This window comes from Gordonia mangrovi, assembly GCF_024734075.1.
GTDB lineage: Bacteria > Actinomycetota > Actinomycetes > Mycobacteriales > Mycobacteriaceae > Gordonia > Gordonia mangrovi.
The window spans coordinates 1,884,831-1,910,485 of record NZ_CP102850.1 but is presented as its reverse complement, the minus strand read 5'-3'; the positions used below and the strand labels follow the sequence as shown (position 1 = coordinate 1,910,485).

Sequence of the window (25,655 nt, the reverse complement as noted above, 5' to 3'; positions counted from 1 at the left end):
AACCGATATGTCGCAGACAGTCAAGGGAGTCATCTCACGGAGCAAGGGCGCGCCGACAGAGGTGGTCGACGTGGTGATTCCCGATCCCGGACCCCGGGATGTGGTGGTGTCGATCAAGGCGTGCGGCGTGTGCCACACCGACCTCGCCTACAAACAGGGCGGCATCAACGACGAATACCCGTTCCTCCTCGGTCACGAGGCCGCCGGCACGGTCGAGTCGGTGGGTGCCGATGTGACCCACGTCGAGGTGGGTGACTTCGTCGTCCTCAATTGGCGGGCCGTCTGCGGTCAGTGCCGGGCCTGTAAGCGCGGCCGCCCGTGGTACTGCTTCGACACCTTCAATGCGAGTATGCCGATGACGCTGACCGACGGCACCGAACTGAGCCCGGCACTGGGCATCGGCGCGTTCGCAGAGAAGACGCTGATCCACGAATTGCAGTGCACCAAGGTCAATCCGGAAACCGATCCGGCCGTTGCCGGATTGCTGGGTTGCGGTGTGATGGCCGGACTCGGTGCGGCGATGAACACCGGCAATGTCGGCCGCGGTGACTCGGTGGCCGTGATCGGTTGCGGCGGTGTCGGTGACGCGGCCATCGCGGGTGCGAAGCTCGCCGGTGCGACCACCATCATCGCGATCGACCGTGACTCGGCGAAGCTGGAGTGGGCCGTCGATCTGGGTGCGACGCACACCATCAACGGCACCGAGGTCGACGATGTGGTGACCGCCGTACAGGAACTGACCGACGGCAACGGTGTGGACGTCGTGGTGGATGCCGTGGGTCGCCCGGAAACCTACAAGCAGGCCTTCTATGCCCGTGACCTCGCCGGAACGGTGGTGCTCGTCGGCGTGCCCACCCCGGAGATGACCCTGGAGATGCCGCTGATCGACTTCTTCTCACGCGGCGGTGCACTCAAGTCGTCGTGGTACGGCGACTGCCTGCCCGAACGCGACTTCCCGATGCTGATCGACCTGTACGAGCAGGGTCGCTTGCCGTTGGAGAAGTTCGTCACCGAACGCGTCGGCCTGACCGACGTCGAGGCGGCCTTCGAGTCGATGGAGGCCGGCAAGGTGCTGCGATCGGTGGTGGAGCTCTGATGGCGTTGCAGATCGAGAATGTCATCACCTCCGGGAAGTTCGAGCTCGACGGCGGTTCCTGGGATGTCGACAACAACATCTGGATCGTCGGCGACGACTCCGAGGTCGTCATCATCGACGCCGCCCACTCCGCCAAGCCGATCCTCGACGTGGTGGGTGACCGGACGGTGAAGGCGATCCTGCTGACCCACGGCCACAACGATCACATCACCGTGGCGCCGGAGCTGTCGGAGGCGACCGGAGCGCCGATCCTGCTGCACCCGGGTGACGACATGCTGTGGAACGAGACGCATCCCGACGTCACCCATCAGGACCTCGAGGACGGCCAGCAGGTCCAGATCGCGGGAACGTCGCTCACGGTGATCAATACGCCCGGACATTCGCCGGGGTCGTCGGTGGTCTACGCGCCGGAAGCCGGCGTCCTGTTCTCCGGTGACACCCTGTTCCAGGGTGGGCCCGGTGCGACCGGGCGTTCGTATTCCGACTTCCCGACCATCATCGCCTCCATCCAGGAGAAGATCTTCACCCTCGATCCGGAGACGAAGGTCTACACCGGTCACGGCGACGGCACCACCGTCGGCACCGAGTCGCCGCACCTCGAGGAGTGGATCAAGCGCGGCAGCTGATCAGAGTACCGTCGGCAACGATGGAACTCTCCCGGGTCGTCGACACCTCGGCGGCCGTCGCCGCTACCCGATCCCGCAAGGTCAAATCCGCGGAACTCGGGGCGCTGCTCGATGCTGCGTCGGCCGATGAGATCCCCATCGTGGTGGCCTGGTTGTCCGGGATCATCGGGCAGGGCCGCCTCGGGGTGGGCTGGCGTTCGCTGACGTCGCTGGTGGGCCCGCCCGCGGTGGAACCGACGCTGACCGTCGACGGGGTGGACGAAGTCTTCGACCGGCTGGCCGGGGCCCGCGGCCCGGGATCGACGACCTTGCGGCGGGAACTCATGACGGAGCTGTTCGCCGCCGCCACCGAATCCGAACAGCAGTTCCTGCGCCGACTGATGACCGGCGAACTCCGACAAGGGGCGTTGGCCGGCGTGATGGTCGACGCGATCGCGGCGGCATCCGGGCAGCCGCTCGACCTGGTTCGGCGGGCTCACATGCTGACCGGGTCGCTGCCCGAGACCGCGTCGATCGCCGTCCACGGTGGTGCCGACGAGCTCGCGGCCGTGGGGTTGCAGGTGGGGCGTGCGGTGGCACCGATGTTGGCCACGCCCGCCGACTCGCTGGCGGATGCGGTCACCTCGCTGGGCCCAGATCTGGTGGTGGACTTCAAACTCGACGGCGCACGGGTGCAGGTGCATCGCCGCGGCGACGAGGTGCGGGTCTACACCCGCAGCCTGCGTGACATCACCGCGGCGGTCCCCGACATCGTCGACGTGGCACGCAGGCTCCCCTGCGACACGGTGATCCTCGACGGTGAGACGCTCACCCTGGACGCCGATGGTCGGCCGCGTCCGTTCCAGGACACCATGAGTCGGTTCGGTTCGGCCGGGGTGGCCGACGACGATCCCACGGCGCTGCTGCGGCCGTTCTTCTTCGACTGTCTGCACCTCGACGGCGTCGACCTCATCGACCGGCCGCTGACCGACCGGCTCGACGCGTTGACCGCGCTCGCCCCGGATCTGCGCATCCCGTCGGTGGTCAATCCCAGCGTCGAGCAGGCGCAACGCCATCTCGATGCTGCGCTCGACGCCGGCCACGAGGGTGTGATGGTGAAGTCGCTGACCGGGCCGTACGCGGCGGGTCGGCGCGGGAAGACCTGGCAGAAGGTCAAACCGGTGCACACCTTCGACCTGGTGGTGCTCGGCGCGGAGTGGGGCTCGGGTCGCCGGACCGGCTTCCTGTCGAATCTGCACCTCGGTGCGCGCGACCCTGACGGCGGGCGGCCGGTGATGGTCGGCAAGACGTTCAAAGGTCTCACCGACGCGCTGCTGCAGTGGCAGACCGACGAGTTCCCGAAACACGAGAGCCACCGCGACTCCTACACGATGTACCTGCGGCCGGAGATCGTGGTGGAGATCGAACTCGATGGCGTGCAGCGCAGTTCGCGCTACCCAGGGGGTCTGGCGCTGCGGTTCGCCCGAGTCGTGCGGTATCGCCCGGACAAGACCGCCGACGACGCCGACACCATCGATTCGATCCGCGCCTTGCTGCCGGCCGGCGACTGAGGCTCCAACCGCGGTCTCGATACGCCCGCTCGCCTGGCGGCTCGTCGGCTACTCGACCAGCAGGGGGTGCCGTGTCGGGCGTGTGGGGTGACACATGCTGGTCGAGTAGGTGCGAGCCGCCAGGCGAGTGCCGTATCGAGACCGGTGACCTGTTCTGATCAGCTCAACGGCAACTCGGCCACGAGGGGGCCGGTGGGTTGGGTCGACCCGCCGGGTGGTTCGACGGTGAAGGCCAGGGCGGTGGCGTCACCGAGGCCGTCGATCACCGCGGTGGTCGATGGCGCGACGTCCTGGTCGGTCATCGTGCCCGCCGACGTTTCGCCGGTCGGACCGACCAGCCACATCTGATAGACCGTGCCCGGCTCAGGTGGCGGGACGTCGTTCATCACCAACACGCCCGCGTCTGCGGTCGGTGAATACGTGACCGTCGCGCGGCCGGTCGCGACATCACCCGAGGAGGTGCGCACGTCCTTTGCCGCGAACACCTGCTCGGCGGTTTGTGGGGATGAGTCCTCGGAGGTCGTGGCGACGCCGACCACCCAACCGATGGCACCGATGGCCACGGCCACCACAGCCGCGGCGGCGGCATACATCAGGCGGCGCCGGCGATGCAGCGGGATCACCGTCGCGGTCGGCTGGGCCTCGTCGGTGGCGCTCGTCGCCGGCTCGGCCTCGGCGCGTGCGGCGGCGAGCACCCGGTCGCGCAACGTCTCGGGGGGCGTCGTCGCGGTCACGTGGCTGACACCGGCCATCGCCTCCCGCGTGGCGGCCACCTGCCGGTCGAATGCCGCGCGGACCTCGGGCGTCTCGGCGTCCAGGCGGCCCTGCAGCTCGGCGAGTTCGGCAGCGTCCAGGGCGTCGAGGCCCACCACAGGGGCGAGATCGAGGAGTTCGTCGTCAGGCATCACGATCCCCCAGACACTGTCGCAGCCGCTTGAGGCCGTCGCGGATGCGCGATTTGATGGTCGGCAAGGCGACAGAGAGACGTTCGGCGACCTCCCGATAGGTGAGGCCGTGATAGTAGGCGAGGTCCACGGACTGACGCTGCACGTCGGTTAGTGTCTCCAAGCAGCCGATCACCTCGCGGGTGACCTCACGGGACTCGACGGCCTCGGTGACCTCGTCGAAGGTCGACGGGATGCCGGCCAGGCCGTAGTTGACGTCGCGCCGCGTGGCGGCCGACTCCGACCGCACCCGGTCCACGGCGCGGCGGTGGGCGAGGGTGATCAGCCAGGACAGCGCCGACCCGGCGTGGGGATCAAACGAGTGCGCCGAACGCCACACCTGCAGGAACACCTCCTGGGTGGTCTCCTCGCTGAACCCGGGGTCGCGCAACACCCGCAACACCATGCCGTACACACGGTCACAGGTCAGGTCATAGAAGCGTGCAAAGGCCTCGGAGTCGCCGGTCGCGATCCGATCGAGCAGGGCCGGCAGCACGGCCACGTCGGATGCGGGATCTGCGGTCACCGCGCACACTCGGTCGTCATCGTCGATCAGCCTAGTAGGCGGGCGGCCGACCCTCAACGACTTGCCCGCCCCGACCCGGCCGGGCGCCGACCCGCCGGGTGCGAGCAGCATCATGGCGCGGACCCCGCCCGTGTTCGCGGCGGCAGCGGCAGGAAGTACGAGGTGCGCTCCTGATACTCGGGGTACCCGGGTCGTTTGCTCATCGATTGCTCGAGCAGCCGCGCGCCGGTCGCGTAGACCAGGAAGTAGGTCATCGCCACCGGCGACAGCACGGTCAAGACTCCGGGCCAGCTGCTGGCCGCGATCAGCCACACACCCCACCACACGCTGGAGTCGCCGAAATAGTTGGGATGGCGCGTCCACGACCACAGGCCGCGGTCCATGATCTTGCCCTTGTTCGCCGGGTCGGCCTTGAACCGGCGCAGCTGGGCGTCGCCGACGGCTTCGAAGGTGAAGCCCACCAACCACAGCGCGACTCCGGCGACCAGCACGACGGTCCACACGCCGGTGGTGGCGCCGACCACCGCCGAGACCTGGATCGGCAGCGACACGAACCACTGTGAGATGCCCTGGGTGGCAAAGATCTTGCGGGCCACGACGGCGACGCCGGAGCCGCCGGCGCGTTCCAGCATCTCGGTGTAGCGGGGGTCCTCGCCCTTGCCGGCCGACTTCTGATACATGTGCCAGCTCAGCCGCAGACCCCACACGCTGACGAGCGCGGCGAGCAGCCAGCGTCGGGTGGCATCGCCGGGACCGAGGATCAGTGCCAGCCAGGAGATCCCGACGAAGCCGAGCCCCCACGACACGTCGACCACGTTGTAGCGGCCGATGCGATGGCCGATCGCCATCGTGACGCCGTGCAGCACCACCAGGAAGATCAGCGCCGCCGCGGTGATGATCCCGAATGCCGCCCAAGGCGAGATGCCCGGGATCATCGTCGGCCCCTTTGTCGGGGTGCGTCCCGGGTGAAGACGAGCTGGCGAACGTCCAGATAGCCGGCCCGGAAGCCGGCCTCGGAGTAGGCGAGGTAGAACTCCCACATGCGCCGGAAGGTGGTGTCGAATCCGAGCGCGGCGACCTCGCCGCGGCGCGCGGTGAACCGTTCCCGCCACAGGCGCAGCGTCTCGGCGTAGTGCCGGCCCATCGCCGCGCGTTCGGTGAGGCGCAGTGAGGTGTGGCGGCGGGTCACCGCGTCGAGGGCTTTCAGCGAGGTCAACTGGCCGCCGGGGAAGATATATTTGTGCACCCAGGTGTAGGTGCTGCGGGAGGCGACCATCCGGTCGTGCGGCATGGTGATCGCCTGGATGGCGACTCGACCGCCCGGTGCCAGCACGCGGTCTATCGTCTGGAAGTAGATCGGCCAGTACTTTTCGCCGACGGCCTCGATCATCTCCACCGACACCACCGCGTCGTACTCACCCCGCACCGCGCGGTAGTCGCACAGATCGATCTGGACGCGATCGGCGACGCCGGCCCGGGCGACTCGTTGGCGGGCGAGGGCCTGCTGCTCCGACGACAGGGTGACCGAGCGGACCGTCGCACCACGGGCGGCGGCACGCAGGCACAACTCGCCCCAGCCGGTGCCGATCTCGAGCAGACGAGTACCCGGGCCGACCCCGGCGGCATCCAACAGCCGATCGATCTTGCGGTGCTGCGCGGCTTCCAGATCCGACCACGGCGGCCGGGTCCCGCGTTCGAGGTCGGCGAACAGTGCGCTCGAGTAGGTCATCGTCTCGTCGAGGAACAGCGCGAACAGATCGTTGGACAGGTCGTAGTGACGGGCGATGTTGCGCCGCGTGTTCTTGGTGGAATTCTCTTCTGATTCCGGATGTTTCGGCAGGACGACGGAACGCAGCGTCTGCAGGGGCCGCGGCACGAGCCGCGCCACCCGAGTGGCGAACGGCGTCAGGACACCGACCAGGTCGTCGGTGGTCCAGTCGCCGGCCATGTATGACTCCCCGAAGCCGATCAAGCCGCCGGCACCCACCCGCCGGGCGAACTCGACCGGTCGGCGAATGATCATCCGTGGCAGCACCCGATCGCCGTGGTTGCCCAGCACGGTGCCGTCGGGCAGCTCGACCCGGACATCCACGCCGCGTACGGCATGGCGGAACAGTCGGGCGGCCGCAGCGCTTCGGATGGCGGTGGTTCGTCCTCGTGGCGGCTGCGCGACGTCCGGCCAACGCGCAGCCTCGGCGGGCGTCAGATCGGATGCGGTGCTGTCGGTGTCGTCGGGGGTGCGATGGTCGGCGGAGTCGCCGGAGAGGTCACGGAGCGGAGCGTTCATGGTCGTCCTTTCGCGAGACGGGGGTGCCGGATGTGGTGCATCCGGCAGTGGTCAGGGAAGTGCGGTGGGCCGGGCGTGCGATGACGGGGAGTCGTTTGAGCCACAGTCGGATTCCGTGCACCCGGATTCGTGCGGACACCAGCAGCGGGGCCAACGGCGCGCGCACCTGGGTCCGGATGATCTCGGCCGTGGTGGCCGGACGAGCCCGGCCGGCGACGGATGCGGTGAACGGGTCCTGGCCCTCACGGTGCAGGGTCACCGACACCGCGACCCGGCCGTCGGCGCTCGGCGGCGGCACGTGCAGTCGGTAGGTGCCGTTCACGTCGTTGAACGGAGAAACGTAGAACTCCTTGGGTACCAGTGCATCTCCGTGCTCGTCGGGACGCACCACGTAGCAGTGTCGTTCGCCGTAGGTGTTGTGCACCTCGGCGACGACGACGTCGAGCGTCCCGTTGCGATGGTGGCACCAGTACACGCTGAGCGGATTGAACACATGCCCGGCCACCCGCGGTGACAACAGCGCCACCACCCGACCGGTGGGCGGTGCGATGTCGGCGGCGGCGAGCTGGGTGTCGAGTCGGCTGCGCAATGTGTCGTCGGGGCTGCTCGGGTGTGGAAAGTGGTCGGCGGGCCGAAAGTGCGCGAAGGGCCGCAGCCACCGTCGGGGACGTGGTGGGTGATCGACGTCGATCAGCCAGGACACGCTGCGGTGGGTGAACCCGTGCCGGATCGGTGAGGTGCGGGCGTGCCGGATACGGGTGGGCACGATTGACGGGGTGGGGGGAGGCGCGGTCTCGTCACGTGGTCTCGATACGCGCCCTCGCCTAGCGGCTCGGGCGCTACTCGACCACCTGGTTGGGGTGGCTTGGGCGTTACTCGACCACCTGCTTGGGGTGGCTCGGGCGCTACTCGACCACCTATTCAGGGCGGCTCGGGTGCTCGGCCACCGAGCTGGGCGAGCGGTGGACATCGGCTGCACGCGGGTGTCGGTCATACCGACACCTCGGGTTCGGTGGCCGGCCACGTCGCGCCGAGATGCTGCGCGGCACGCAGCCCGGACACGGCTCCGTCTTCGTGAAATCCCCACCCGTGGTAGGCGCCGGCGAACGCGATGCGGTCGGTGTTCGCGTCGGGCAGCAGTGCCTGGGCAGCAACGGATTCGTTGGTGTACACCGGATGCTCGTAGGTCATCTCGTCGATCACCGTGGACTCGTCGACCAGATCGGTGCGGCCCATCGTCACCAGCATGCGCGGCTGATCGGTGGGCAGCCGCATGAGTCGGGTGAGGTCGTAGGTGACCGCGACATCGGACCCGTCCGGGCGGATCTGGTAGTTCCACGACGCCCACGCGCGGCGCGCTCTCGGCAGCAGCGATGTGTCACTGTGCAGCACTGCGTGTTTGACGGAGTAGGGGATCGCGGCCAAAGTGCGTTGTTGCGCAGCGGTGGGCCGGGTCAGCATGGCCAGCGCCTGATGCGGGTGGGTCGCGACCACCACCGCATCGAAGGATTCGTGCCCGGCGTCGGTGGTGACCCGGACCCCGTCGTCGTCGGATTCGACCGCGCGGACCCGAGTGTTCTGGCGCACGTTACCGCCGGTCGCATCGATCCGGTCGGCGATCTTGGCCACATACCGCGCCGACCCGCCGACCACGGTGCGCCAGGTCGGTGAGCCGAACACCGACAGCATGCCGTGGTGTTCGAGGAAGGTGAACAGGTAGCGAGCCGGGTACTCGGCGGCGAGGTCGGCGTCACAGGACCACACGGCCGCCACCAGTGGGACCAGAAAGTTGTCGACGAAGTACGGGGAGAAGCGTTCGCGGGCGACGAATTCCGAGATCGGCTCGTCGGAATCCGGGGTGTCGAGGAGTCGTCGGGCGCTGCGATGGAAGCGGGTGACCTCGCCGAGCATCATCAGGTAGCGCCCGCGCGTCAGGTTGCGCGCGGTGGGGAACAACCCACCTAGTCCGAGAGCCCCGGCGTACTCGAGGCCGGTGAGTTCCGAGCGCACCGACATCGACATGTCGGTGTCCTGGGTCGCGACATCGAGATCGGCGAACAGGCGCAGCAGCGTCGGGTAGGTGCGGTCGTTGTGCACGATGAACCCGGTGTCGACGGGGATCACCTGCCCGTCGGGCATCGTCACATCGTGCGTATGGGCGTGCCCACCGAGGCGGTCGTCGGCTTCGAAAAGGGTCACGGTGCGCTGGTCGGCCAGCAGGTGCGCTGCGGTCAGCCCGGCGACACCACTGCCGATCACCGCGACTGACCCGGACGAAGTTCTGCTCATGTCCGGTCTTCGGCACCGGGACCCGTTCGGATGGGTCGAGCGTGCTGTGACCTGCCACCGAGCCGTCCGGGGTGGTCATCGCCGATTCAGTACGCCGGTCGCTGCACGGGGACGCCACCGGCGCCGACGTCGCTGTCGGTGGAGACGATCTGGGCGCCGAGCGGCAGCAGCGACACCGGCACCATCTTGAAACTCGCGATGCCCAGCGGGATGCCGATGATGGTCAGGCACATCGCCAGGCCGGTGACGATGTGGCCGATGGCCAGCCAGATGCCCGCCACGACGAGCCAGATGATGTTGCCGATCAGCGACATCGCACCCGCGGTGGGTTTGCGGACCACGGTGCGGCCGAAGGGCCACAACGCGTAGTTGGCCATCCGGAACGACGCGATGCCGAACGGGATGGTGATGATCAGGATGAAACAGATGATCCCGGCCACTGCATACCCGATCGCCATCCACACACCGCACAGCAGGAGCCAGATCACGTTGAGGATGGTCTTCATGTGTCCATTGTCCGCCACCGGTCGGCCCGGCGTCGAGAAGTCGGGCGGTCGGGGCGGCCGTAGGGAGATCTGTTCGCGGGCCCGTTACGCTGGCGCCATGGCCGACCGGGGGCGTGAAGCGGTGTGGGCGGTGCTGGCCACCCTTGTGCTCGTCGTGCGCATGTTGGCGACGATCGCGCTGGTGCTGCTGGCGATCGGTTGGGCGGTGGCCGCGGTCCGCGACAGCATGAACAACCAGTTCCTGTGGCCGGCGGTGATCACCGGGGCCGTGCTGCTGCTCAGTACGTACCTGTACAGCTTTCTGCGCGCACGTCATCCGCGGCGCAACGGGTGGATTCCGTAGGGGTCACCTCAGGCGGAACGTCCCAGCGTCGCCAGCAGCCGCGTCTGCCGGTCGGCGTCCGGCGCCACCTCGACTCCGGGCTTGCACACGCCGTCGCCGTAAAGCGCCGGTCCGAATCCGGCTGCTGCGGTTTCCATCAAGGTCAGTTCGTCGTCGGTGAACCGCAGATCGTGGCCGACGGCGTTCGCCACGTCCCAGCGGTGGGCCACCATGTCGAATCCGTAGAAGCGCAGCAATGTCTCACCGATGGTGGTGGGCCCGAAGTGGCCGTCGAAGGCCAGGTCGCCGACGGCGGGATCGTCGAGTCGGGTGGCGACGGCGGTGCTGTGTATATGCCACGCGGCGGCCGGGTCGTCGAGGTCCGGCCGTTGGCCGAGCTCGATGCCGTGGCCGTCGAAGAAACTGCGTTGGGTGTCGATGACGTGGGCGACCACGTCGCGTGCCGTCCACCCGTCGCACGGTGAGTCCGCCGACCAGCCGTCAGTGGGGATGGCGTCGAGAACGGTGGCGAAACCGTCGGCCAGTGAGCGGTAGCGGGCACCCAGATCGGTGCCGGAGCCGTGTGCATTGTCAGTGGTGGTGGTCATGATGGAACGGTAGCCAGACCGACCGGAGCGGGGATTGATGAAATCCGACAGTTCGGGGCAGCCCGCGGGGACCCGGATCGACGACGTGGAACGCGCCCACCTCGTCGACCCGCAGGACACGTCGTTCGCGATCGGCCGGTGGGCGCCGTCGCCCGATCTCACCGACCTCATCAGGCGATTCTGGGTGCCGATCTGGTCGGTCCCACCGGGCGCCGAGGCACCCCAGCGGGTGCTGCAGTATCCGGTCTGCCTGGTGGTGGTGACCGCCGAGTACTCCCGGTTCTACGGCGTCGTGACCGGATTGTCGGAGACGGTGCTCACCGGCGACGGATGGGCCATCGGGACGATGCTGACCCCGGCCGCGGGCGCCTTGATCACCGGCGGCGCGGTGTCCGACTGGACCGACCGGTTCGGCGATCTGTCCGCACCCGCCGGCGCGGCCGGGACCACCCTCACCACCGACGTGCGGGCGGTGATGACGCCCGACCCGCACGAACCGAGCCGACAGCACGAGGCCACTGACCTGGTGGAAGCATGGATTCGTGGGTTCGCGCCGGCCGACGACGACGGGCTGCTGATCAACGCGATCGTCGAGTATGTCGAGGGCGACTCGTCGGTGACGTCGGTGACCCAGATCTGCGACCGCTTTCACGTCACCGAACGCAGCCTGCAGCGACTCACCCGGCGGCGACTCGGGCTGACCCCGAAGTGGCTGATCCAGCGGCGGCGGCTGCAGGAGGCGGCCGAGCGGCTGCGCGGCGCCGATACCACCCTCGCAGTGATCGCGGCCGAACTGGGCTACGCCGACGAAGCCCACCTGGTGCGCGACTTCCGTACGGTCACCGGGATGACCCCGGGCCGGTTTGCCGCGCGATTCTCTTAGAGAGATCTGGATCACGCTAGGCTTACTGGACGGGGGTCGTGGTGCCCCCACCACTCCGGGCGGCACGATCGGAGCAGATGAGACCGATTACGGAGGGCTGATGAGCGATTCTGTCTCGGCGTCCTCTCGTGTCCGCAGGGCGTATGAGGACTTCCTGTCCGGTATCACACCCGCCGACGACTCGGTGCGTTCGCTGGTGCGGGACTCCTGGGCGCGTTCGGTGAGCCGCGGCGTGAACCCCGGCGAGGCCGTGCCCGACAACGACGCCGTGTCGATGACCGCGGCGGAATTCGCCGAGTATCGCGCCGCCCACCCGATCACCGCGGTGCGCCCGCTGGTGCAGTCGCTGATGCTCGACGACATCGCCGACACCGGTGTGGTGGTGGCGCTCACCGATCAGGCCGGCCGGCTGTTGTGGGTCGAGGGTGCCACCGACGCGCGCGACAAGGCCGCCGACATCAACTTCGTCGAGGGCTCGTTGTGGAGTGAGGAGGTGGTGGGCACCAACGCTCCCGGCTTGGCGCTCGCGGTGGACCGCGGCGTGCAGGTGGTGGGCCCCGAGCACTTCGCCGGACCCGTCCAGCAGTGGAGCTGTGCCGCCGCACCCGTGCACGATCCGATGACCGGCCACGTCATCGGCGTCATCGACGTCACCGGCGGACGCGAGGTGGCCGCGCCGTTCGCGCTGGCCGCGGTGCGTTCGGTGGTGGCTGCGGTGGAACGCGAACTGCAATCGCGTGCAGTGGATCTCGCAGATCCGGCCACCTTCTCGCCGGCGCCGGTCGGGGCTCGGCTGTCGGTGCTGGGCTCAGGTGGCTACCTGTGGCGAGCGGGCGCAAGCGAGCGCAGTCTGTCGCGTCGTCACGCCGAGATCCTGCTGCTCCTGGAGGCGTTTCCGGAGGGCCTCAACACCGAGCAACTCGCCCTGCTGCTCGCCGAGGACGGGGTCGACCCGGTCACCGTGCGAGCCGAGATCTCCCGGCTGCGCAGGGATCTGGGGACCGATGTGGTCGCATCGCGGCCCTATCGACTGACCGTTGAACTGAGCTCGGATGTCTCGGCGGTCCGTGACCGGATCGGCGCCGGTGGTGACCTGGGCGCAGCGATCGATCTGCTCGGTCGCGGTGGACTGCTCGCCGAATCGTCGGCGCCGGGTGTCGTGGAACTGTTCGAGGAACTCCGCGAGGACCTGCGGTCGCGGTTGATCGCGCAAGGCGACGTTGCGGCGCTGCGCAAGTGGACGTCGTCGACCCATGGACGTGACGACCTCGTCGCCTGGCGCCGCCTTGAACATCGTTTGCCGGCCGGACATCCGGACCGCGCTGTGGTGGGTGGGCGAATCCGGCTGCTGGACAAGCGCTACGGGGTCTGACGTCGCTGCTCGGTTTCGTTCTCGCGCCTTCGCTCGAGGAAGCGAGACCACAATCGGGGAGCGATAACCCGCCGGTCGGGTCGGCTACGCGTCGCGTCGGGCGTGCAACACCACGTCGTGGGTGTGTGCACCACCGCCGGCAGCGACGCCCCGTTCGCGGGTCTCGTCGGTCACAACCGTCCACCCCTCACCCAGCAGCGCGGCGAAGTCGGCGGGCTGGAAGTAGTCGTCCGGGTTGCGGCCGTGCGCCCGGATGCCCTCGGCCTCGTGCGCCACCACCAACAGTCGTCCGCCGGGGCCCACCGCGTCGATGATGCGGCGCACGGTGGCCTCGTCGGCGCGGGCGACCGGAAAGTACTGCAGCGACACCAGGCCGAAGTCGCGGCCGGGGATCTCGTCGACGGTGAGGTCGGCCCGCAGCCACGTGGTGGCCTCCCGAGGATCGGTCTCGCGGGCCCGATCGATGGCCACCTGGGAGATGTCGACGGCGATCACCCGCCAGCCCCGGTCGGCGAGCCAGCGGGCATCGGCGCCCTCACCCGACCCGACATCGAGTGCGGTACTCGGCGTGACCTCGGAGATCTCGGCGACCAGCGCCGGGTTGACGTCGGCCGTCCAGAGACGATCCGCGTTGCTGTACCGCTGGTCCCACTCCGCTGCGCCGTCCATGTCGCCGTGTGCGTGCTCGCTCATACTCCGACCGTACTTGTCGGACGTCCATGCGAACATATGTTCTATGCGCATCGAGCGTAGGGAGCGGTCGGAGGCCACGATTCTGCATGCCGATTTGGACTCCTTCTATGCCTCGGTCGAGCAGCGCGACGACCCGCGACTGCGCGGACGGCCGGTCATCGTGGGTGGTGGGGTGGTGCTCGCGGCCAGCTACGAGGCCAAGGCGTTCGGGGTGCGGACACCGATGTCGGGTCGGGAGGCGCGGGCGCTGTGTCCCGACGCGATCGAGGTGCGGCCCCGGTTCGACGCATACATGGAGGCCAGCCGTGCGGTGTTCGAGATCTTCGACGACGTGACGCCCATCGTCGAGGGCATCTCTGTCGACGAGGCGTTCATGGACGTCGGCGGCCTGCGCAGAATCAGCGGCACACCGGTGCAGATCGCGGCTCAGCTGCGGCGCCGCGTCGCCACGGAGGTGGGCCTGCCGATCACCGTCGGCCTGGCCTGTACCAAGTTCCTGGCCAAGGTGGCCAGCGCCGTCGCCAAACCCGACGGTCTGCTGGAGGTGTCTCCGGGCACCGAACTCCAGTTCCTCCATCCGCTGCCGGTGCGTCGACTGTGGGGTGTCGGCGCGGTCACCGAGGGCAAACTCGCCGATGCCGGCATCCGCACGGTGGGGGATCTCGCCTCCTTCGGCGAGCGTGGCCTGTGCAGTCTGCTGGGTGGTGGTGCGGGGCGGCATCTGTACGCGTTGTCGATGGCGCGTGATCCGCGGCGGGTGGAGACGGGTCGTCGGCGCCGGTCGATCGGTTCTCAGCGTGCGTTGGGGCGTCGGCCGAAGACCGAGGCGGATATCGAGGCCACGCTGGTCGCCATCGTCGAACGACTGGGCAAACGGCTACGCGGCGCGGAACGGGTGTGCCGCACCGTGGTGCTGCGGCTGCGGTTCGACGACTTCGCCCGGGCCACCCGGTCACGCTCGTTCCTGGAATCCACCGACCGCACCGACATCATCATGGCCGTCGCCCGTGGCCTGCTCGACGAGGCGATGCCGCTGATCCGGGAGCGCGGGTGCACGCTGATCGGGTTGTCGCTGACCAATCTCGACGACCACGACAGCGTGCAGCTGAGCCTGCCATTCGAGTCCGACCACGCCGCCGACCTGGACGTCGCGATGGATGCGCTGCGCAACCGGTTCGGTCGGGATGCGGTGACCCGGGCGGTCCTGGTTGGCCGCCACCACGGCGACGATGCGCCGATGCTGCCGGACTGAGTGTGTGGGATGCGGCGGGGGTCTCGATACGTCCCCTCGCCCAGGGGCTCGGGCGCTACTCGACCGGCGGTTGGACGTAGTTGGGACTGGGCAGCGAGGAGCCGTGCCCTTCCGCAGCGCGTCTTCACCGACCCGTCGAACGCTATGGCCGGCAACGAAGAGGTCACCACCGATCGTGGGACCCTCGGCGAATCGGTGCGGGACCAGCTGACCCGCGAAGTGGATTCGGGCACTCTGCGCGACCCGGTTGTGGTGACCACCGTGTTGGGTAACCTCGTTGACAACGCGATCGACGCGTGTGCGCTCGACGACACGAAGCACGGAGTCGTCGAGGTGGAGGTGATCACCGACGGCAACGACCTGCTCATCAGCGTCGCCGATTTCGGGCCGGGTATCCCGTGCGACGACCCGGAGGAGATCTTGATCGAGGGCATGACCACCAAATCGGCGGCGACCGTGCCCGGCGGGCGCGGTATGGGTCTGGCGCTGTCACGGCAGATGGCCCGACGTGGCGGCGGCGACATCTGGGTCGCCGATCCCGGTGACGACGGCGGCGGTGCGCTACCGGTGGCCCGACTGCGCGAGGTGTTCGACGCCGCCGAGGTGACCAACGATGGGAGCGATGCAATCCGATGACCAACGAGCTGGGTGTACTCATCGTCGACGACGACTTCCGGGTGGCGACCTTGCACGCGAGCATCGTCGAGGCGGTCCGCGGGTTCCGGGTGATCGACCGGGCCGGCAGTGTCGCGGCGACTCACGCAGCCCTGGCCAACTACGGCAGCGCCATCGATCTCGTCCTGCTCGACGTCTACCTCCCGGATGGGTCGGGCATCGACCTGGTCGCCGAACTGCCGTGCGACAGCTTCATCGTCGGTGCGGAGACCGATGCACGTGCGGTGCGCGCCGCGATGCGGGCGGGCGCGTTGGCCTACCTGATCAAACCGTTCGACGACACCGAACTGGCTCGTCGTCTCGCGGGCTACGCCCAGTACCGCCGTGTCCTCGCCGCCGACGTCGTCGACCAGCATAGGGTCGACACCGCGTTGTCGGCGATGCGATTCGGCACCCGCGCCTCGGACCGCGCCGATGCCGCGTCTCCCACCGAACACCGCATCCTGGAGATGTTCGCCGAATCGCACGGACCGTTGTTCGCCGACCAGGTGTCGTCGGCGGTCGGGGTGTCACCGGCCACGGCGCGCCGACATCTCGCGCACCTGGTGAACACCGGGCGACTCACCATGTCGTTGCAGTACGGCAGCACCGGGCGGCCGCGGCAGGAGTACCGGTTGCCCGGGTAGGAGACCGCGATCGGTCTTCGCGCTCGGAGGCGTCTGGCACCATGGAGCCGTCAAGGGAACGAGGCCACGTCCGACAGCGCGACGAAGGGGTCCTGATGACCACAGCCCGAACCGCCGACCAGACCTACGACGATGCCGACCTGTCCGCCGATCTGCGCTGGTGGGATGCGGCCAACTACCTCACCGCGGCGCAGATCTACCTGCAGGACAACGTGTTACTGCGCCAGCCGCTCACCGTCGACCACATCAAACCGCGGCTGCTCGGGCACTGGGGAACCGGCCCGGGCCTCTCGGCGATCTACACGGTCCTCAATCGGGTGATCCGCGAGACCGACTCGCACTGGCTCTACATCACCGGGCCCGGACACGGCGGACCGGCGCTGGTCGCCAACACCTACCTCGAGGGCACCTACACCGAGTTCTATCCCCAGGTCGGCCGAGATGAGCGCGGAGTGCGTCGGCTCTGCCGTCAGTTCTCCACTCCGGGAGGAATTCCCAGCCACGTGAGCGTGCCGACACCCGGCAGCATCCACGAGGGCGGGGAGCTCGGCTACGCCCTGGCCCACGCCGCCGGCGCCGCCTTCGACCATCCCGATCTCGTCGTGGCCTGCGTCATCGGCGACGGCGAGGCCGAGACCGGGCCGCTGGCCGGGTCGTGGAAGCTGCCTGCCTTCCTGAACGCCGAACGCGACGGCGCGGTGCTGCCCATCCTGCATCTCAACGATGCGAAGATCGCCGGCCCCACCGTGTTCGGCCGCAGTCCCGACGCCGATATCGCCGATTTCCTCGGCGGTCAGGGGTGGTCTCCGGTGTTCGTGGAGGGCGACGACCCGCGCGAGGTGTTCAGCGATCTGAAAGCCGCAATCGATCACAGCCACAGTACGATCCGGGAGATCCGGGCGGCAGCCCGGGCGGGCGAACCCAGCAAGGCCACCCGGTGGCCGGCCATCGTGTTGCGCACCCCGAAGGGCTGGACCGGGCCGCACGAGGTGGACGGCCAACGCATCGAGGGCACCCATCGCGCCCACCAGGTGCCGCTGTCGGGGGTGCGCGACAACCCCGAGCATCTGCGCCAACTGGAGAACTGGCTGCGCTCCTACCGGCCCGACGAACTGTTCGACGACGCCGGCGCGGTGGTCACGGAAATCGCCGCACTCGCGCCCGACGGGGACCTGCGGCTCGGCGCCACCCCGTACGCGAACGGCGGCCGTCTGCTCGCCCCGCTGAAGCTGCCGCCCATCGCGCGTTACGCCGTCGACGTCGACAAACCCGGTGCCACCACCCATCCGACCACCACGGTGCTCGGCGAGTACATGCGCGACATCTACACCGCGAACACGACCGACGACGGCGGCGGCACGTTCCGGCTGTTCTGTCCGGACGAGACCGCCAGCAACAAGTTGGACGCCGTGTTCGACGTGACCGATCGGTGCTGGCAACTGCCCACCAACGAATTCGACGACGAGCTCGCGTCGTCGGGCCGGGTGATGGAGGTGCTCAGCGAACACCTGTGTCAGGGCTGGTTGGAGGGCTACCTGCTCACCGGACGGCACGGCCTGTTCGCCTCCTACGAGGCGTTCGCGATGATCAGCGCCTCGATGCTCGTCCAGCACACCAAGTGGTTGCAGCACGCAGTGCAGCTGAGCTGGCGCGAGCCGGTGGCGTCGTTGAACATCCTGCTGACCTCGACGTGCTGGCGCAACGACCACAACGGCTTCTCCCATCAGGGTCCGGGACTGATCGATGCGGTGATGCCGCTGGCGTCCGACGTGGCGCGGATCTGGCTGCCGCCCGACTCCAATTCGCTGCTGTCCATCGCCGAGCACTGCTTCGGAAGCCGCGACCACGTGAACCTGATCGTCGTCGACAAACAGCCGCACCTGCAGTACCTCTCATTGGCGGAGGCCAATGAGCAGGCCGCGGCCGGGGCGTCGATCTGGGAATGGGCCGGCACCGAGGGCGACAGCGGCGACGATCCCGACATCGTGCTCGTCGGTGCCGGTGATGTGCCCACCCAAGAGATCCTGGCTGCGGCCCAGCTGTTGCGGGAATGGGTGCCCTACCTGCGCGTCCGTGTCGTCAACGTGATGGATCTGATGGCGTTGCTGCCGCACGCCGATCACCCACACGGCATGGCCGACGACGACTTCGTCGACCTGTTCACCGAGGACGGGCACGTGGTGGTCGCCTTCCACGGGTATCCGCGGGCCGTGCACCAGCTGTTGCACGGGCGGCCGGACGCCGACCGATTCCATGTGCGGGGCTTCACCGAACAGGGCACCACCACCACACCCTTCGACATGGTGGTGCTCAACAAGATGAGCCGCTATCACCTGGTCCTCGAGGCCTTGCGTCGTGCGCGTCGCGTACCCGAACGCAGCGACGAACTCGCCGACCATTGCCGCAGCCGGCTCGCGCTCCACCACGACTACGTCCGCGAACACTTCGAGGACCTCCCCGACATTCAGGACTGGACCTGGGCCTGAGCAGCCATCGGGAATGCGCGGAGTCCCGCCGTTGTCGATGATGATCGGGTGTGACGCCGTGTCGGTCGTCATCGGTGCGAAGGGAGTTGCCGGATGGTGGTGCGGACACGGCGGTTGAGCGACTGGCTGCGAACCGAGACCGGCAGCGCGGCGCTGCTCGTCGCCGTCACCGTCATTGCGCTCATCTGGGCCAATCTGCCGTCGGACAGTTATGCCGAACTGTGGCACACCGACGTGGGGCTGTCCTTCGGCGAGCACGGCGTCGACATGTCGCTGCAGCACTGGATCAACGACGGCCTGATGGTGCTGTTCTTCTTCGTCATCGGACTCGAGGTGCGTCAGGAGTTCTCCGTCGGTTCGCTGCGCGATCGGCGGCGCGCGATGGTGCCGTTGGTCGCCGGGGTGTCCGGTGTGGTGGTGCCCGCGGTGATCTATCTGCTGATCGCCGGCCGTGACGCCGCCGACGGCTGGGGTGTCGTGGTCGGCACCGACACCGCCTTCCTGCTGGGCGCACTCGCGATCCTCGGCCCGCGGCTGTCCAACCAACTGCGCGTGTTCCTGCTGACGCTGACCGTGGTCGACGACTTCCTCGCGGTCTCCATCATCGGTGTCGTCTACTCCGACGACCTCGACATCGTCGCGCTGGCGATCGCGATCGCCGGTCTCGTCGGGCTGTGGCTGTTGTCGCGGACCACGGTCTGGCGCAGCGCCCCGTACGTCACGCTCGTCGTGGTGGTGTGGGCGGCGACGCTGGCGTCGGGGGTGCATCCGTCGCTCGCCGGGATGGCGGCCGGTCTGCTGGTGCCGGCACGCGCGACCGAGCGCGGCCACGTCGAGTCGGCCAAGGCGCTGTTCCGCGACTACTGGCAGTCACCGGAGGCCACCGTCGCGCGCACCGCCCGCAGCGGACTGGCCCGATCGATCTCGGTGAACCAGCGACTCCACGATGTGCTGCGGGCCCCGGTGTCGCTGTTCGTGGTGCCGGTGTTCGCGCTCGCCAACGCCGGTATCGCCCTGGGCGGGGGCGTGCTGACCGATGCGTTCGCCTCGACCATCACGTGGGGTGTGGTCGCGGGCCTGGTGCTCGGCAAGTTCCTCGGCATCTCGCTGGGCGCCTGGCTGGCGGTGCGTGCCGGACTCGGCCGGCTCCCCGAGGGCGTCGGACGGGGCAGCCTGCTGGGCGGTTCGGCGCTCGCCGGCATCGGCTTCACCGTGTCCCTGCTCATCGTGGGATTGGCGTTCACCGACACCACCCAGGCAGCCGAGGCCACCGTCGGTGTGCTGCTGGCGATGGTGTTTGCCGCCGCGTTGGGCTGGCTGATCTTCACCCGTGCCCGGGTGAAATGGGGCGAGACGACCGCCGACCTGCCCATCACCCTGGACCCGCCCGTCGACCCCGAGGTCGACCATGTGCGCGGGCCGGTCGACGCCCCGCTCACCGTGGTCGAGTTCATGGATTTCGAATGCCCGTTCTGCGCCCGGACAACCGGCATGTGGAACGACGTGCACGCGCACTTCGGCGACGAGGTGCGCTACATCGTGCGACACCTGCCGATCTACGACTACCACCCGCATGCCTATCTCGCGGCGCTCGCCGCGGAGGCGGCCGGCGAGCAGGGCAGGTTCTGGGAGATGCACGACCTGCTGTTCGCCAACCAGGCCCAGCTCGAATCCGAGCACCTGTTCGGCTACGCCGAACAACTCGAACTCGACGTGAACAGGTTTGTGCTCGATCTCGAGAGTGCCGAACTCGCCGGTCGCATCGCCGACGACGAGCGGAGCGCCCAGGCCAGCGGAGCGCGCGGCACCCCCACGTTTTTCCTCAACGGTCGTCGGCACCGGGGCCCGCACGACGCGCGTACCGTGATCGCGGCGCTGGAGGAGAACCGCGACGCACAGTCGGCGGCGCGGCGACGGTCGTAGTCGGTACCCCTGTTCCTGCGCACAGGGGTGCCCGGTCCGGGCTGGAAGCCACCACCCGATCCACCGTGTCCGGCGGGATCACCGCTGAGCCGGCCCGGATGGAATATGCAGCCGAGGGCCCTGAGCGGTGATGCTCGCGGACACGCGGGGCCGCGTCCGGACCGGGTTCGGGCTCGAGGGCATACGACCCAGCTCACGCGGCCCGCTATGGTGACCTACATGACGATGAACGTGGACGCCACCAACCCAGATCTGGTGACCGTGGGGGTGCCCACGCACTGGTACAACCTCGCGGCCGAACTCGAGACCCCGATCCCACCGCACCTGCACCCCGGCACCAAGGAGCCGGTGGGGCCCGACGACCTCGCGGCATTGTTCCCGGCCGGGTTGATCGCGCAGGAGGTGTCGACCGACGCCTACATCGAGATTCCCGAGCCGGTCCGGGAGATCTACCGGATGTGGCGGCCGTCGCCGCTCATCCGGGCGCGGCGTTTCGAGGAAGCGCTCAACACCAAGGCGCACATCTACGTGAAGTACGAGGGTGTCAGCCCGGTCGGCAGTCACAAGACCAACTCGGCGGTCGCGCAGGCCTACTACAACAGCGTCGACGGCGTGCAGAAACTGACCACCGAGACCGGCGCCGGCCAGTGGGGCAGCGCGCTGGCATTCGCCGGCGCCCAGTTCGGCATCGACATCGAGGTGTGGCAGGTCCGCGCCTCTTATGACTCCAAGCCGTACCGCGGCCACCTGATCCGCACCTACGGCGGCACGCTGCACCCGTCGCCGTCGGATCTCACCGAGTCGGGACGTGCCATGCTGGCCAAGGACCCGAACACCACCGGCAGCCTCGGCATGGCGGTCAGCGAGGCCGTCGAGGTCGCCGCCGGTGATCCGGACACCCGGTATGCGCTGGGCAGCGTGCTCAACCACGTGGTGCTGCACCAGAGTGTGATCGGTGTGGAAGCGGTTGAGCAGCTCAACGCCGTCGAGGAGGGCGCCGATGTCGTCTTCGGTTGCGCCGGCGGCGGTTCCAACCTGGCCGGGTTGTCGTTCCCGTTCCTGCGGGAGAAGATCCATGGTCGGTCGAACCCGCGCATCGTCGCGGCCGAACCCGCCGCGTGCCCCTCGATCACCCAGGGCGAGTACCGCTACGACCACGGCGACGTCGCCGGGCTGACCCCGCTGCTCAAGATGCACACCCTCGGCATGGACTTCGTGCCGGACCCGATCCACGCCGGCGGCCTGCGCTACCACGGCATGGCGCCCGCGCTGAGCCACACCGTCGAACTCGGCCTGGTGGAGGGCACCGCCATCAGCCAGCACGATGCATTCAGTGCCGGTGTGCAGTTCGCACGGTCGCAGGGCATCGTCCCGGCGCCGGAGTCGACCCATGCGATCGCCGCCTGCGCCGCCCACGTCGCGAACAGCGACAAGGAGGAGGTCGTGGTGATCGGGTTGTCCGGTCACGGACAGCTCGACCTGCCGGCCTACGCGGAGTTCCTCGACGGGAAGTTCTGACGACCCTTACCGTCGTCCGGATACGCATGCGTACCGCGGGAGTCGACCTCGCCGCATCACCGGCACGCACGGCGGTCGCGGTCATTGAATGGGTCGACGGGATGGCGCGACTCGTCGAGCTGGCCATGCCGGCCGACGATGAGCGGATCACCGAACTCGTGGTCGGCGCCGAACGCATCGGCATCGACGCCCCGTTCGGCTGGCCGGATGCCTTCGTGGATCTCGTTGTGGCGCAACACCGTGGTCGGCTCGAGTCCGGTCGCCGGCTCGACGACATCGAACATCGGCGGCCGCTGGCCTACCGGCGGACCGACCGCGTGGTCGCGGCGGCAAAGCTCGGCAACCCGCTGAGCGTTTCCGCCGACCAGATCGCCCACGTCGCCTTCCGGTGCGCCGGACTACTCGCCGACCTGGGCGTCACCGACCGTGTCGAGGGTTGGGCGGTGGAGGCGTATCCGGCTGCGGCACTCAAGCACTGGGGGCTCACGCATCGTGGCTACAAAGGGGTGGCGCGCCGTGAGGTGCTCGCCGCGTCGTACGGGACGGTGAGCACGCGGGCACCGTGGTTGGACTGTGGCGCATACCGGGAACTGCTCAGGGTCGACGACAACGCCTTCGACGCGGTGATCACCGCGCTGATCGCGCGGGCCGCGGCGCTGGGGCGTACTCGCCTGCCTGAGGGCGCGGACCGGGAGGTGGCGGCGCGGGAGGGGTGGATTCACGTACCGGACTGCGGGCTGGACGAGCTGATCTGAGGTCGCTCCCACAATGAGCGAGCGACTACATCAGGTCGCGTCGCATCAGGACCCGCGGAAATCGGTTGAGCACCGACGTGGTGTCGGCCGCCCACTCGAAACCGGCGTCCTCGAACAACTTCCGGGTGCCCACATACGCCATCGTGAGGTCCACCTTCTCCCCGCGGTTGTCCACCGGGTAGCCCTCGATGGCCGGTGCGCCGTTCTCCCGGGCGAAGTCGACCGCCCCGGCCAGTAGCGAATGCGAGATGCCCTGCTTGCGATGGCCCGGTCGCACGCGGATACACCACACCGACCAGACGTCGAGATCGTCGACGTGGGGGATCTTCCGGTTGGAGGCAAATGCGGTGTCCGCACGGGGAGCGACCGCTGCCCAACCGACCACGTTGTCTCCATCGTAGGCGAGTACCCCGAGTGGAATTCCGCTCTCGCAGAGCTGCTTCACGTACGCGCCGCGTTCCTGCCGCCTGAGGTCACGGTTGAGCTTGTTCGGTATCCGATAGCTCAGACACCAGCAGACGTTGGAATCCGGGTTCTTCGGCCCGACCATGGTCGCGATGTCGGCGAACACAGATGCAGGGCGCACCGTGACGGGCATGCGTCCACGATGGTCCGATCAGCGGCGGTACGCAAGACCGGTTCGGTTCGGATCAGATCGACACGGCGAGCTTGCCGCGCACCTGCCCTTCGGTGAGGTAATCCATCGCCTTCGCGGCCTCGGACAGCGCGAACGTGCGGTCCAGGGTGGGGCGTAGTGTGCCGGCCTCAACCATCGACCTCAGTACGGCGAGGTCGTCGGCGCTCTCCTTGGCGATGATGCCGACCAACCGGTGCTTGACGAACGGCGACAGCAGGATCGCGCCGAGCTGACGTTGGATGCCGCCCAACAGGTTTCCGCCGCCTTCGCCACCGACGATGACGAGGGTGCCGCGCGTGGTCAGCAGGCGTCGCAGGTCCGAGACTTCTCGATTGCCCGCGATGTCGATGATGACGTCGAACGGGCCGGTCGAGACGCCGATGTCGTCGCGGGTGTAGTCGATCACCTGCTGTGCGCCCAACGACCGCACCCACTCGGCTTTCCGACCGCTGGCCACGGCCACCACGTCGGCGCCGAACGCCGCGGCGATCTGCACGGCATAGGAACCGACACCGCCCGATGCGCCGATCACCAGCACACGGTTGCCCGAGGTCACCCGACCCGCGTCGCGCACGGCCTGCAGTGCGGTGAGTCCCGACACCGGAAGCACCGCAGCCTCCTCGAAGGAGACGCTGGCCGGCTTGCGGGCCAGTCGCTTGACCGGCACCACGGCGAATTCGGCCAGTGACCCGTCGGCCGTGCCGATCACCTCATCGCCCACCGACCACCCCTGGACGTCGGGGCCCACCTCCGCGATGGTGCCGGCGAGGTCACGGCCGGGGGTTGACCATCGAGGCCGCAGCCGGCGCAGCCCGAAGATCAGGCGTGAGAGGTAGGGCTTTCCGGTCATGAGGTGCCACGTGCCGCGGTCAATGCCGGCGGCATGGACCCTGACCAATACCTCGGCGTCGCCGGGCACGGGGCGCTCGACCTCGTCCAGCCGGAGTCGGTCACTGTTGCCGTAGTCGACCTGGGTGATTGCTCTCATCGTCTCTCCCGAACTTACGTTGTAAGTGTACCCGCTTCACCGTAGACTTACGATGTAAGTTCGTCAAGGTGGTTGCAGCGCCCGCTCGACGGCTTGGCCACACGCTCGGCCGCCGAAAGGGGTTGGAGCCGCGGACCCGGCGACTCGATAGGGTGGGCGCATGAGCGTCACATCGGCTGAGCGGCAGGTGACGATCGTCGAGGTGGCACCGCGCGACGGTCTGCAGAACGAGACGGTGTCGTTGTCGACCGACGAGAAGCTCGAGCTGGTGCGGCGCGCGGTGGATTTCGGTGCGCGCAACGTCGAGGTCACCAGCTTCGTCCATCCGAAGAAGGTCCCGGCGATGGCCGACGCCGAGGATCTCGTGGGACTACTTCGGCCCGTCGAGGGAGTCACCTACAGCGCGCTGGTCCTCAATGAGCGGGGCCTGGACCGGGCGCTTGCGGCCGGCGTCGGCGAGATCAATGCGGTGGTGCACTGCACCGACACCTTCAGCAATCGTAATCAGGGCACCGATGTCGCCGGCGGGGTGGAGATCTGGAGACGGATCGCGCAGACCGCCCGGGAGGCGGGCGTCACCGCGAACCTGACCATCGCCGTGGCCTTCGGTTGTCCGTTCGAGGGTGAGGTGACGATCGACCGGCTGCGCTCGGTGCTCGATGCGGTGCTGGTGGAGCCGCCGACGGAGCTGTCGTTGGCCGACACCATCGGGGTCGGGGTGCCCCGCGATGTGCGGGAGCGTTTCGCGGTCGCGGCGGAGCTCGCATCCGACGGCACCGCCCTTCGCGCCCATTTCCACGACACCCGGGGCTGCGGGATCGGCAACGCGCTTGCCGCGGTCGAGTCCGGCGTCAGCATCCTCGACGCCAGCCTCGGCGGTATCGGCGGTTGCCCGTTCGCGCCGAACGCGACCGGCAACATCGCCACCGACGACCTGGTCTACGCCCTTGAGCGCAGCGGGATCTCCCACGGCCTCGACGTCGTGCTGCTGCAGGAGGCGGGCGAATGGCTGCAGGCCCGGTTCGGTAGGCGGCTACCGTCGTCGGTGCTGCACGCCGGCGGTTTCCCGGTGCCGTCGGTCGCGAGCTGACGC

General features: G+C 68.5%; 25 protein-coding genes. 14 read left to right on the top strand and 11 right to left on the bottom strand.

Annotated features, from left to right (window positions below; translation table 11 throughout):
- The first annotated feature begins 7 nt into the window (after positions 1-7).
- Genes NWF22_RS08755 through NWF22_RS08745 form a run of 3 tightly spaced genes read left to right on the top strand, consistent with a single transcriptional unit; the run spans position 8 to position 3,272 of the window.
- A complete protein-coding gene (locus NWF22_RS08755) occupies positions 8-1,096 on the top strand; it encodes an S-(hydroxymethyl)mycothiol dehydrogenase (protein ID WP_160904489.1) in 1,089 nt (362 codons plus the stop codon).
- Positions 1,096-1,722 carry an MBL fold metallo-hydrolase gene (locus NWF22_RS08750; RefSeq protein ID WP_160904490.1) on the top strand — a complete coding sequence of 209 codons (627 nt, stop codon included), beginning with the start codon at positions 1,096-1,098 and terminating at the stop codon, positions 1,720-1,722. The genes NWF22_RS08755 and NWF22_RS08750 overlap by 1 nt, the downstream gene beginning before the upstream one ends.
- A gap of 20 nt (positions 1,723-1,742) precedes the next feature.
- On the top strand, positions 1,743-3,272 hold the full coding sequence (locus NWF22_RS08745) for an ATP-dependent DNA ligase (protein WP_160904491.1): 1,530 nt from the start codon (positions 1,743-1,745) through the stop codon (positions 3,270-3,272).
- 158 nt (positions 3,273-3,430) lie between these two features.
- On the opposite strand, the gene NWF22_RS08740 is transcribed toward NWF22_RS08745, so the two are convergent.
- The 7 genes from NWF22_RS08740 to NWF22_RS08710 all read right to left on the bottom strand — a co-directional run bounded on the left by NWF22_RS08740 (position 3,431) and on the right by NWF22_RS08710 (position 9,824).
- Positions 3,431-4,177, bottom strand: coding sequence for an anti-sigma factor (locus tag NWF22_RS08740; protein WP_160904492.1), 747 nt, complete (start codon positions 4,175-4,177; stop codon positions 3,431-3,433).
- Positions 4,170-4,856 carry a sigma-70 family RNA polymerase sigma factor gene (locus tag NWF22_RS08735; RefSeq protein WP_233752084.1) on the bottom strand — a complete coding sequence of 229 codons (687 nt, stop codon included), beginning with the start codon at positions 4,854-4,856 and terminating at the stop codon, positions 4,170-4,172. The genes NWF22_RS08740 and NWF22_RS08735 overlap by 8 nt, the downstream gene beginning before the upstream one ends.
- Entirely contained in the window at positions 4,853-5,677 is an 825-nt protein-coding gene (locus NWF22_RS08730; protein ID WP_202399108.1) for a DUF1295 domain-containing protein, read from the bottom strand. Before NWF22_RS08730 ends, NWF22_RS08735 begins: the two co-directional genes overlap by 4 nt.
- A complete protein-coding gene (locus NWF22_RS08725) occupies positions 5,674-7,029 on the bottom strand; it encodes a class I SAM-dependent methyltransferase (protein ID WP_160904493.1) in 1,356 nt (451 codons plus the stop codon). The genes NWF22_RS08730 and NWF22_RS08725 overlap by 4 nt, the downstream gene beginning before the upstream one ends.
- Complete coding sequence (locus NWF22_RS08720; protein WP_373691989.1) at positions 7,010-7,795, bottom strand: DUF1365 domain-containing protein; 786 nt, start codon at positions 7,793-7,795, stop codon at positions 7,010-7,012. Before NWF22_RS08720 ends, NWF22_RS08725 begins: the two co-directional genes overlap by 20 nt.
- A gap of 224 nt (positions 7,796-8,019) precedes the next feature.
- A complete protein-coding gene (locus NWF22_RS08715) occupies positions 8,020-9,318 on the bottom strand; it encodes an NAD(P)/FAD-dependent oxidoreductase (protein WP_202399109.1) in 1,299 nt (432 codons plus the stop codon).
- 86 nt (positions 9,319-9,404) lie between these two features.
- Positions 9,405-9,824, bottom strand: a complete 420-nt coding sequence (locus tag NWF22_RS08710; RefSeq protein WP_160904494.1) for a YccF domain-containing protein — start codon at positions 9,822-9,824, stop codon at positions 9,405-9,407.
- A 97-nt stretch (positions 9,825-9,921) separates the two neighbouring features.
- On the opposite strand from NWF22_RS08710, the gene NWF22_RS08705 reads away from it, so the two are divergent.
- Positions 9,922-10,167 carry a hypothetical protein gene (locus NWF22_RS08705; protein ID WP_160904495.1) on the top strand — a complete coding sequence of 82 codons (246 nt, stop codon included), beginning with the start codon at positions 9,922-9,924 and terminating at the stop codon, positions 10,165-10,167.
- Positions 10,168-10,175: 8 nt separating this feature from the next.
- Here the strand turns inward: NWF22_RS08705 and NWF22_RS08700 are convergent, their stop codons facing one another.
- Complete coding sequence (locus NWF22_RS08700; protein WP_160904496.1) at positions 10,176-10,754, bottom strand: maleylpyruvate isomerase family mycothiol-dependent enzyme; 579 nt, start codon at positions 10,752-10,754, stop codon at positions 10,176-10,178.
- Between the two features lie 37 nt (positions 10,755-10,791).
- Here NWF22_RS08700 and NWF22_RS08695 point away from each other — a divergent pair, with 37 nt between their 5' ends.
- Both NWF22_RS08695 and NWF22_RS08690 read left to right on the top strand, forming a co-directional pair.
- Entirely contained in the window at positions 10,792-11,637 is an 846-nt protein-coding gene (locus NWF22_RS08695) for a helix-turn-helix domain-containing protein (protein WP_160904497.1), read from the top strand.
- Positions 11,638-11,737: 100 nt separating this feature from the next.
- Positions 11,738-13,009 (top strand): GAF domain-containing protein, encoded by a 1,272-nt coding sequence (locus NWF22_RS08690; protein ID WP_160904498.1) that lies wholly within the window; start codon positions 11,738-11,740, stop codon positions 13,007-13,009.
- 84 nt (positions 13,010-13,093) lie between these two features.
- Here the strand turns inward: NWF22_RS08690 and NWF22_RS08685 are convergent, their stop codons facing one another.
- Complete coding sequence (locus NWF22_RS08685; RefSeq protein WP_160904499.1) at positions 13,094-13,702, bottom strand: class I SAM-dependent methyltransferase; 609 nt, start codon at positions 13,700-13,702, stop codon at positions 13,094-13,096.
- Between the two features lie 43 nt (positions 13,703-13,745).
- Between NWF22_RS08685 and dinB the strand changes: the two genes are divergently transcribed.
- The 7 genes from dinB to NWF22_RS08650 all read left to right on the top strand — a co-directional run bounded on the left by dinB (position 13,746) and on the right by NWF22_RS08650 (position 22,937).
- Positions 13,746-14,954, top strand: coding sequence for a DNA polymerase IV (gene dinB / locus NWF22_RS08680; protein WP_160904500.1), 1,209 nt, complete (start codon positions 13,746-13,748; stop codon positions 14,952-14,954).
- Positions 14,955-15,098: 144 nt separating this feature from the next.
- Positions 15,099-15,590, top strand: coding sequence for a sensor histidine kinase (locus tag NWF22_RS08675; RefSeq protein ID WP_373691988.1), 492 nt, complete (start codon positions 15,099-15,101; stop codon positions 15,588-15,590).
- Positions 15,587-16,255: a response regulator gene (locus NWF22_RS08670; RefSeq protein WP_160904502.1), complete on the top strand. Its 669-nt coding sequence runs from the start codon at positions 15,587-15,589 to the stop codon at positions 16,253-16,255. The genes NWF22_RS08675 and NWF22_RS08670 overlap by 4 nt, the downstream gene beginning before the upstream one ends.
- A 95-nt stretch (positions 16,256-16,350) precedes the next feature.
- Positions 16,351-18,741 carry a phosphoketolase family protein gene (locus NWF22_RS08665; RefSeq protein ID WP_160904503.1) on the top strand — a complete coding sequence of 797 codons (2,391 nt, stop codon included), beginning with the start codon at positions 16,351-16,353 and terminating at the stop codon, positions 18,739-18,741.
- Between the two features lie 93 nt (positions 18,742-18,834).
- Positions 18,835-20,664, top strand: a complete 1,830-nt coding sequence (gene nhaA / locus NWF22_RS08660; RefSeq protein WP_160904504.1) for a Na+/H+ antiporter NhaA — start codon at positions 18,835-18,837, stop codon at positions 20,662-20,664.
- Positions 20,665-20,883: 219 nt separating this feature from the next.
- The gene (locus tag NWF22_RS08655; RefSeq protein WP_160904505.1) at positions 20,884-22,182 is read left to right on the top strand and encodes a TrpB-like pyridoxal phosphate-dependent enzyme; all 1,299 of its coding nucleotides are present in this window, start codon (positions 20,884-20,886) and stop codon (positions 22,180-22,182) included.
- Between the two features lie 26 nt (positions 22,183-22,208).
- Positions 22,209-22,937 (top strand): DUF429 domain-containing protein, encoded by a 729-nt coding sequence (locus NWF22_RS08650; RefSeq protein WP_160904506.1) that lies wholly within the window; start codon positions 22,209-22,211, stop codon positions 22,935-22,937.
- Positions 22,938-22,962: 25 nt separating this feature from the next.
- Here the strand turns inward: NWF22_RS08650 and NWF22_RS08645 are convergent, their stop codons facing one another.
- Both NWF22_RS08645 and NWF22_RS08640 read right to left on the bottom strand, forming a co-directional pair.
- Positions 22,963-23,535 (bottom strand): GNAT family N-acetyltransferase, encoded by a 573-nt coding sequence (locus NWF22_RS08645; protein ID WP_160904507.1) that lies wholly within the window; start codon positions 23,533-23,535, stop codon positions 22,963-22,965.
- 52 nt (positions 23,536-23,587) lie between these two features.
- On the bottom strand, positions 23,588-24,562 hold the full coding sequence (locus NWF22_RS08640) for an NAD(P)-dependent alcohol dehydrogenase (RefSeq protein ID WP_160904508.1): 975 nt from the start codon (positions 24,560-24,562) through the stop codon (positions 23,588-23,590).
- Positions 24,563-24,722: 160 nt separating this feature from the next.
- Here NWF22_RS08640 and NWF22_RS08635 point away from each other — a divergent pair, with 160 nt between their 5' ends.
- A complete protein-coding gene (locus tag NWF22_RS08635) occupies positions 24,723-25,652 on the top strand; it encodes a hydroxymethylglutaryl-CoA lyase (protein ID WP_160904509.1) in 930 nt (309 codons plus the stop codon).
- Positions 25,653-25,655: the final 3 nt, after the last annotated feature.

Bases quoted from the DNA above. Each gene is read 5' to 3' on its own strand.
- NWF22_RS08755 (WP_160904489.1), top strand. From the start codon at position 8: ATGTCGCAGACAGTCAAGGGAGTCATCTCACGGAGCAAGGGCGCGCCG.
- NWF22_RS08750 (WP_160904490.1), top strand. From the start codon at position 1,096: ATGGCGTTGCAGATCGAGAATGTCATCACCTCCGGGAAGTTCGAGCTC.
- NWF22_RS08745 (WP_160904491.1), top strand. From the start codon at position 1,743: ATGGAACTCTCCCGGGTCGTCGACACCTCGGCGGCCGTCGCCGCTACC.
- NWF22_RS08740 (WP_160904492.1), bottom strand. From the start codon at position 4,177: ATGCCTGACGACGAACTCCTCGATCTCGCCCCTGTGGTGGGCCTCGAC.
- NWF22_RS08735 (WP_233752084.1), bottom strand. From the start codon at position 4,856: ATGATGCTGCTCGCACCCGGCGGGTCGGCGCCCGGCCGGGTCGGGGCG.
- NWF22_RS08730 (WP_202399108.1), bottom strand. From the start codon at position 5,677: ATGATCCCGGGCATCTCGCCTTGGGCGGCATTCGGGATCATCACCGCG.
- NWF22_RS08725 (WP_160904493.1), bottom strand. From the start codon at position 7,029: ATGAACGCTCCGCTCCGTGACCTCTCCGGCGACTCCGCCGACCATCGC.
- NWF22_RS08715 (WP_202399109.1), bottom strand. From the start codon at position 9,318: ATGAGCAGAACTTCGTCCGGGTCAGTCGCGGTGATCGGCAGTGGTGTC.
- NWF22_RS08710 (WP_160904494.1), bottom strand. From the start codon at position 9,824: ATGAAGACCATCCTCAACGTGATCTGGCTCCTGCTGTGCGGTGTGTGG.
- NWF22_RS08705 (WP_160904495.1), top strand. From the start codon at position 9,922: ATGGCCGACCGGGGGCGTGAAGCGGTGTGGGCGGTGCTGGCCACCCTT.
- NWF22_RS08700 (WP_160904496.1), bottom strand. From the start codon at position 10,754: ATGACCACCACCACTGACAATGCACACGGCTCCGGCACCGATCTGGGT.
- NWF22_RS08695 (WP_160904497.1), top strand. From the start codon at position 10,792: ATGAAATCCGACAGTTCGGGGCAGCCCGCGGGGACCCGGATCGACGAC.
- NWF22_RS08690 (WP_160904498.1), top strand. From the start codon at position 11,738: ATGAGCGATTCTGTCTCGGCGTCCTCTCGTGTCCGCAGGGCGTATGAG.
- NWF22_RS08685 (WP_160904499.1), bottom strand. From the start codon at position 13,702: ATGAGCGAGCACGCACACGGCGACATGGACGGCGCAGCGGAGTGGGAC.
- dinB (WP_160904500.1), top strand. From the start codon at position 13,746: ATGCGCATCGAGCGTAGGGAGCGGTCGGAGGCCACGATTCTGCATGCC.
- NWF22_RS08675 (WP_373691988.1), top strand. From the start codon at position 15,099: ATGGCCGGCAACGAAGAGGTCACCACCGATCGTGGGACCCTCGGCGAA.
- NWF22_RS08670 (WP_160904502.1), top strand. From the start codon at position 15,587: ATGACCAACGAGCTGGGTGTACTCATCGTCGACGACGACTTCCGGGTG.
- NWF22_RS08665 (WP_160904503.1), top strand. From the start codon at position 16,351: ATGACCACAGCCCGAACCGCCGACCAGACCTACGACGATGCCGACCTG.
- nhaA (WP_160904504.1), top strand. From the start codon at position 18,835: ATGGTGGTGCGGACACGGCGGTTGAGCGACTGGCTGCGAACCGAGACC.
- NWF22_RS08655 (WP_160904505.1), top strand. From the start codon at position 20,884: ATGACGATGAACGTGGACGCCACCAACCCAGATCTGGTGACCGTGGGG.
- NWF22_RS08650 (WP_160904506.1), top strand. From the start codon at position 22,209: ATGCGTACCGCGGGAGTCGACCTCGCCGCATCACCGGCACGCACGGCG.
- NWF22_RS08645 (WP_160904507.1), bottom strand. From the start codon at position 23,535: ATGCCCGTCACGGTGCGCCCTGCATCTGTGTTCGCCGACATCGCGACC.
- NWF22_RS08640 (WP_160904508.1), bottom strand. From the start codon at position 24,562: ATGAGAGCAATCACCCAGGTCGACTACGGCAACAGTGACCGACTCCGG.
- NWF22_RS08635 (WP_160904509.1), top strand. From the start codon at position 24,723: ATGAGCGTCACATCGGCTGAGCGGCAGGTGACGATCGTCGAGGTGGCA.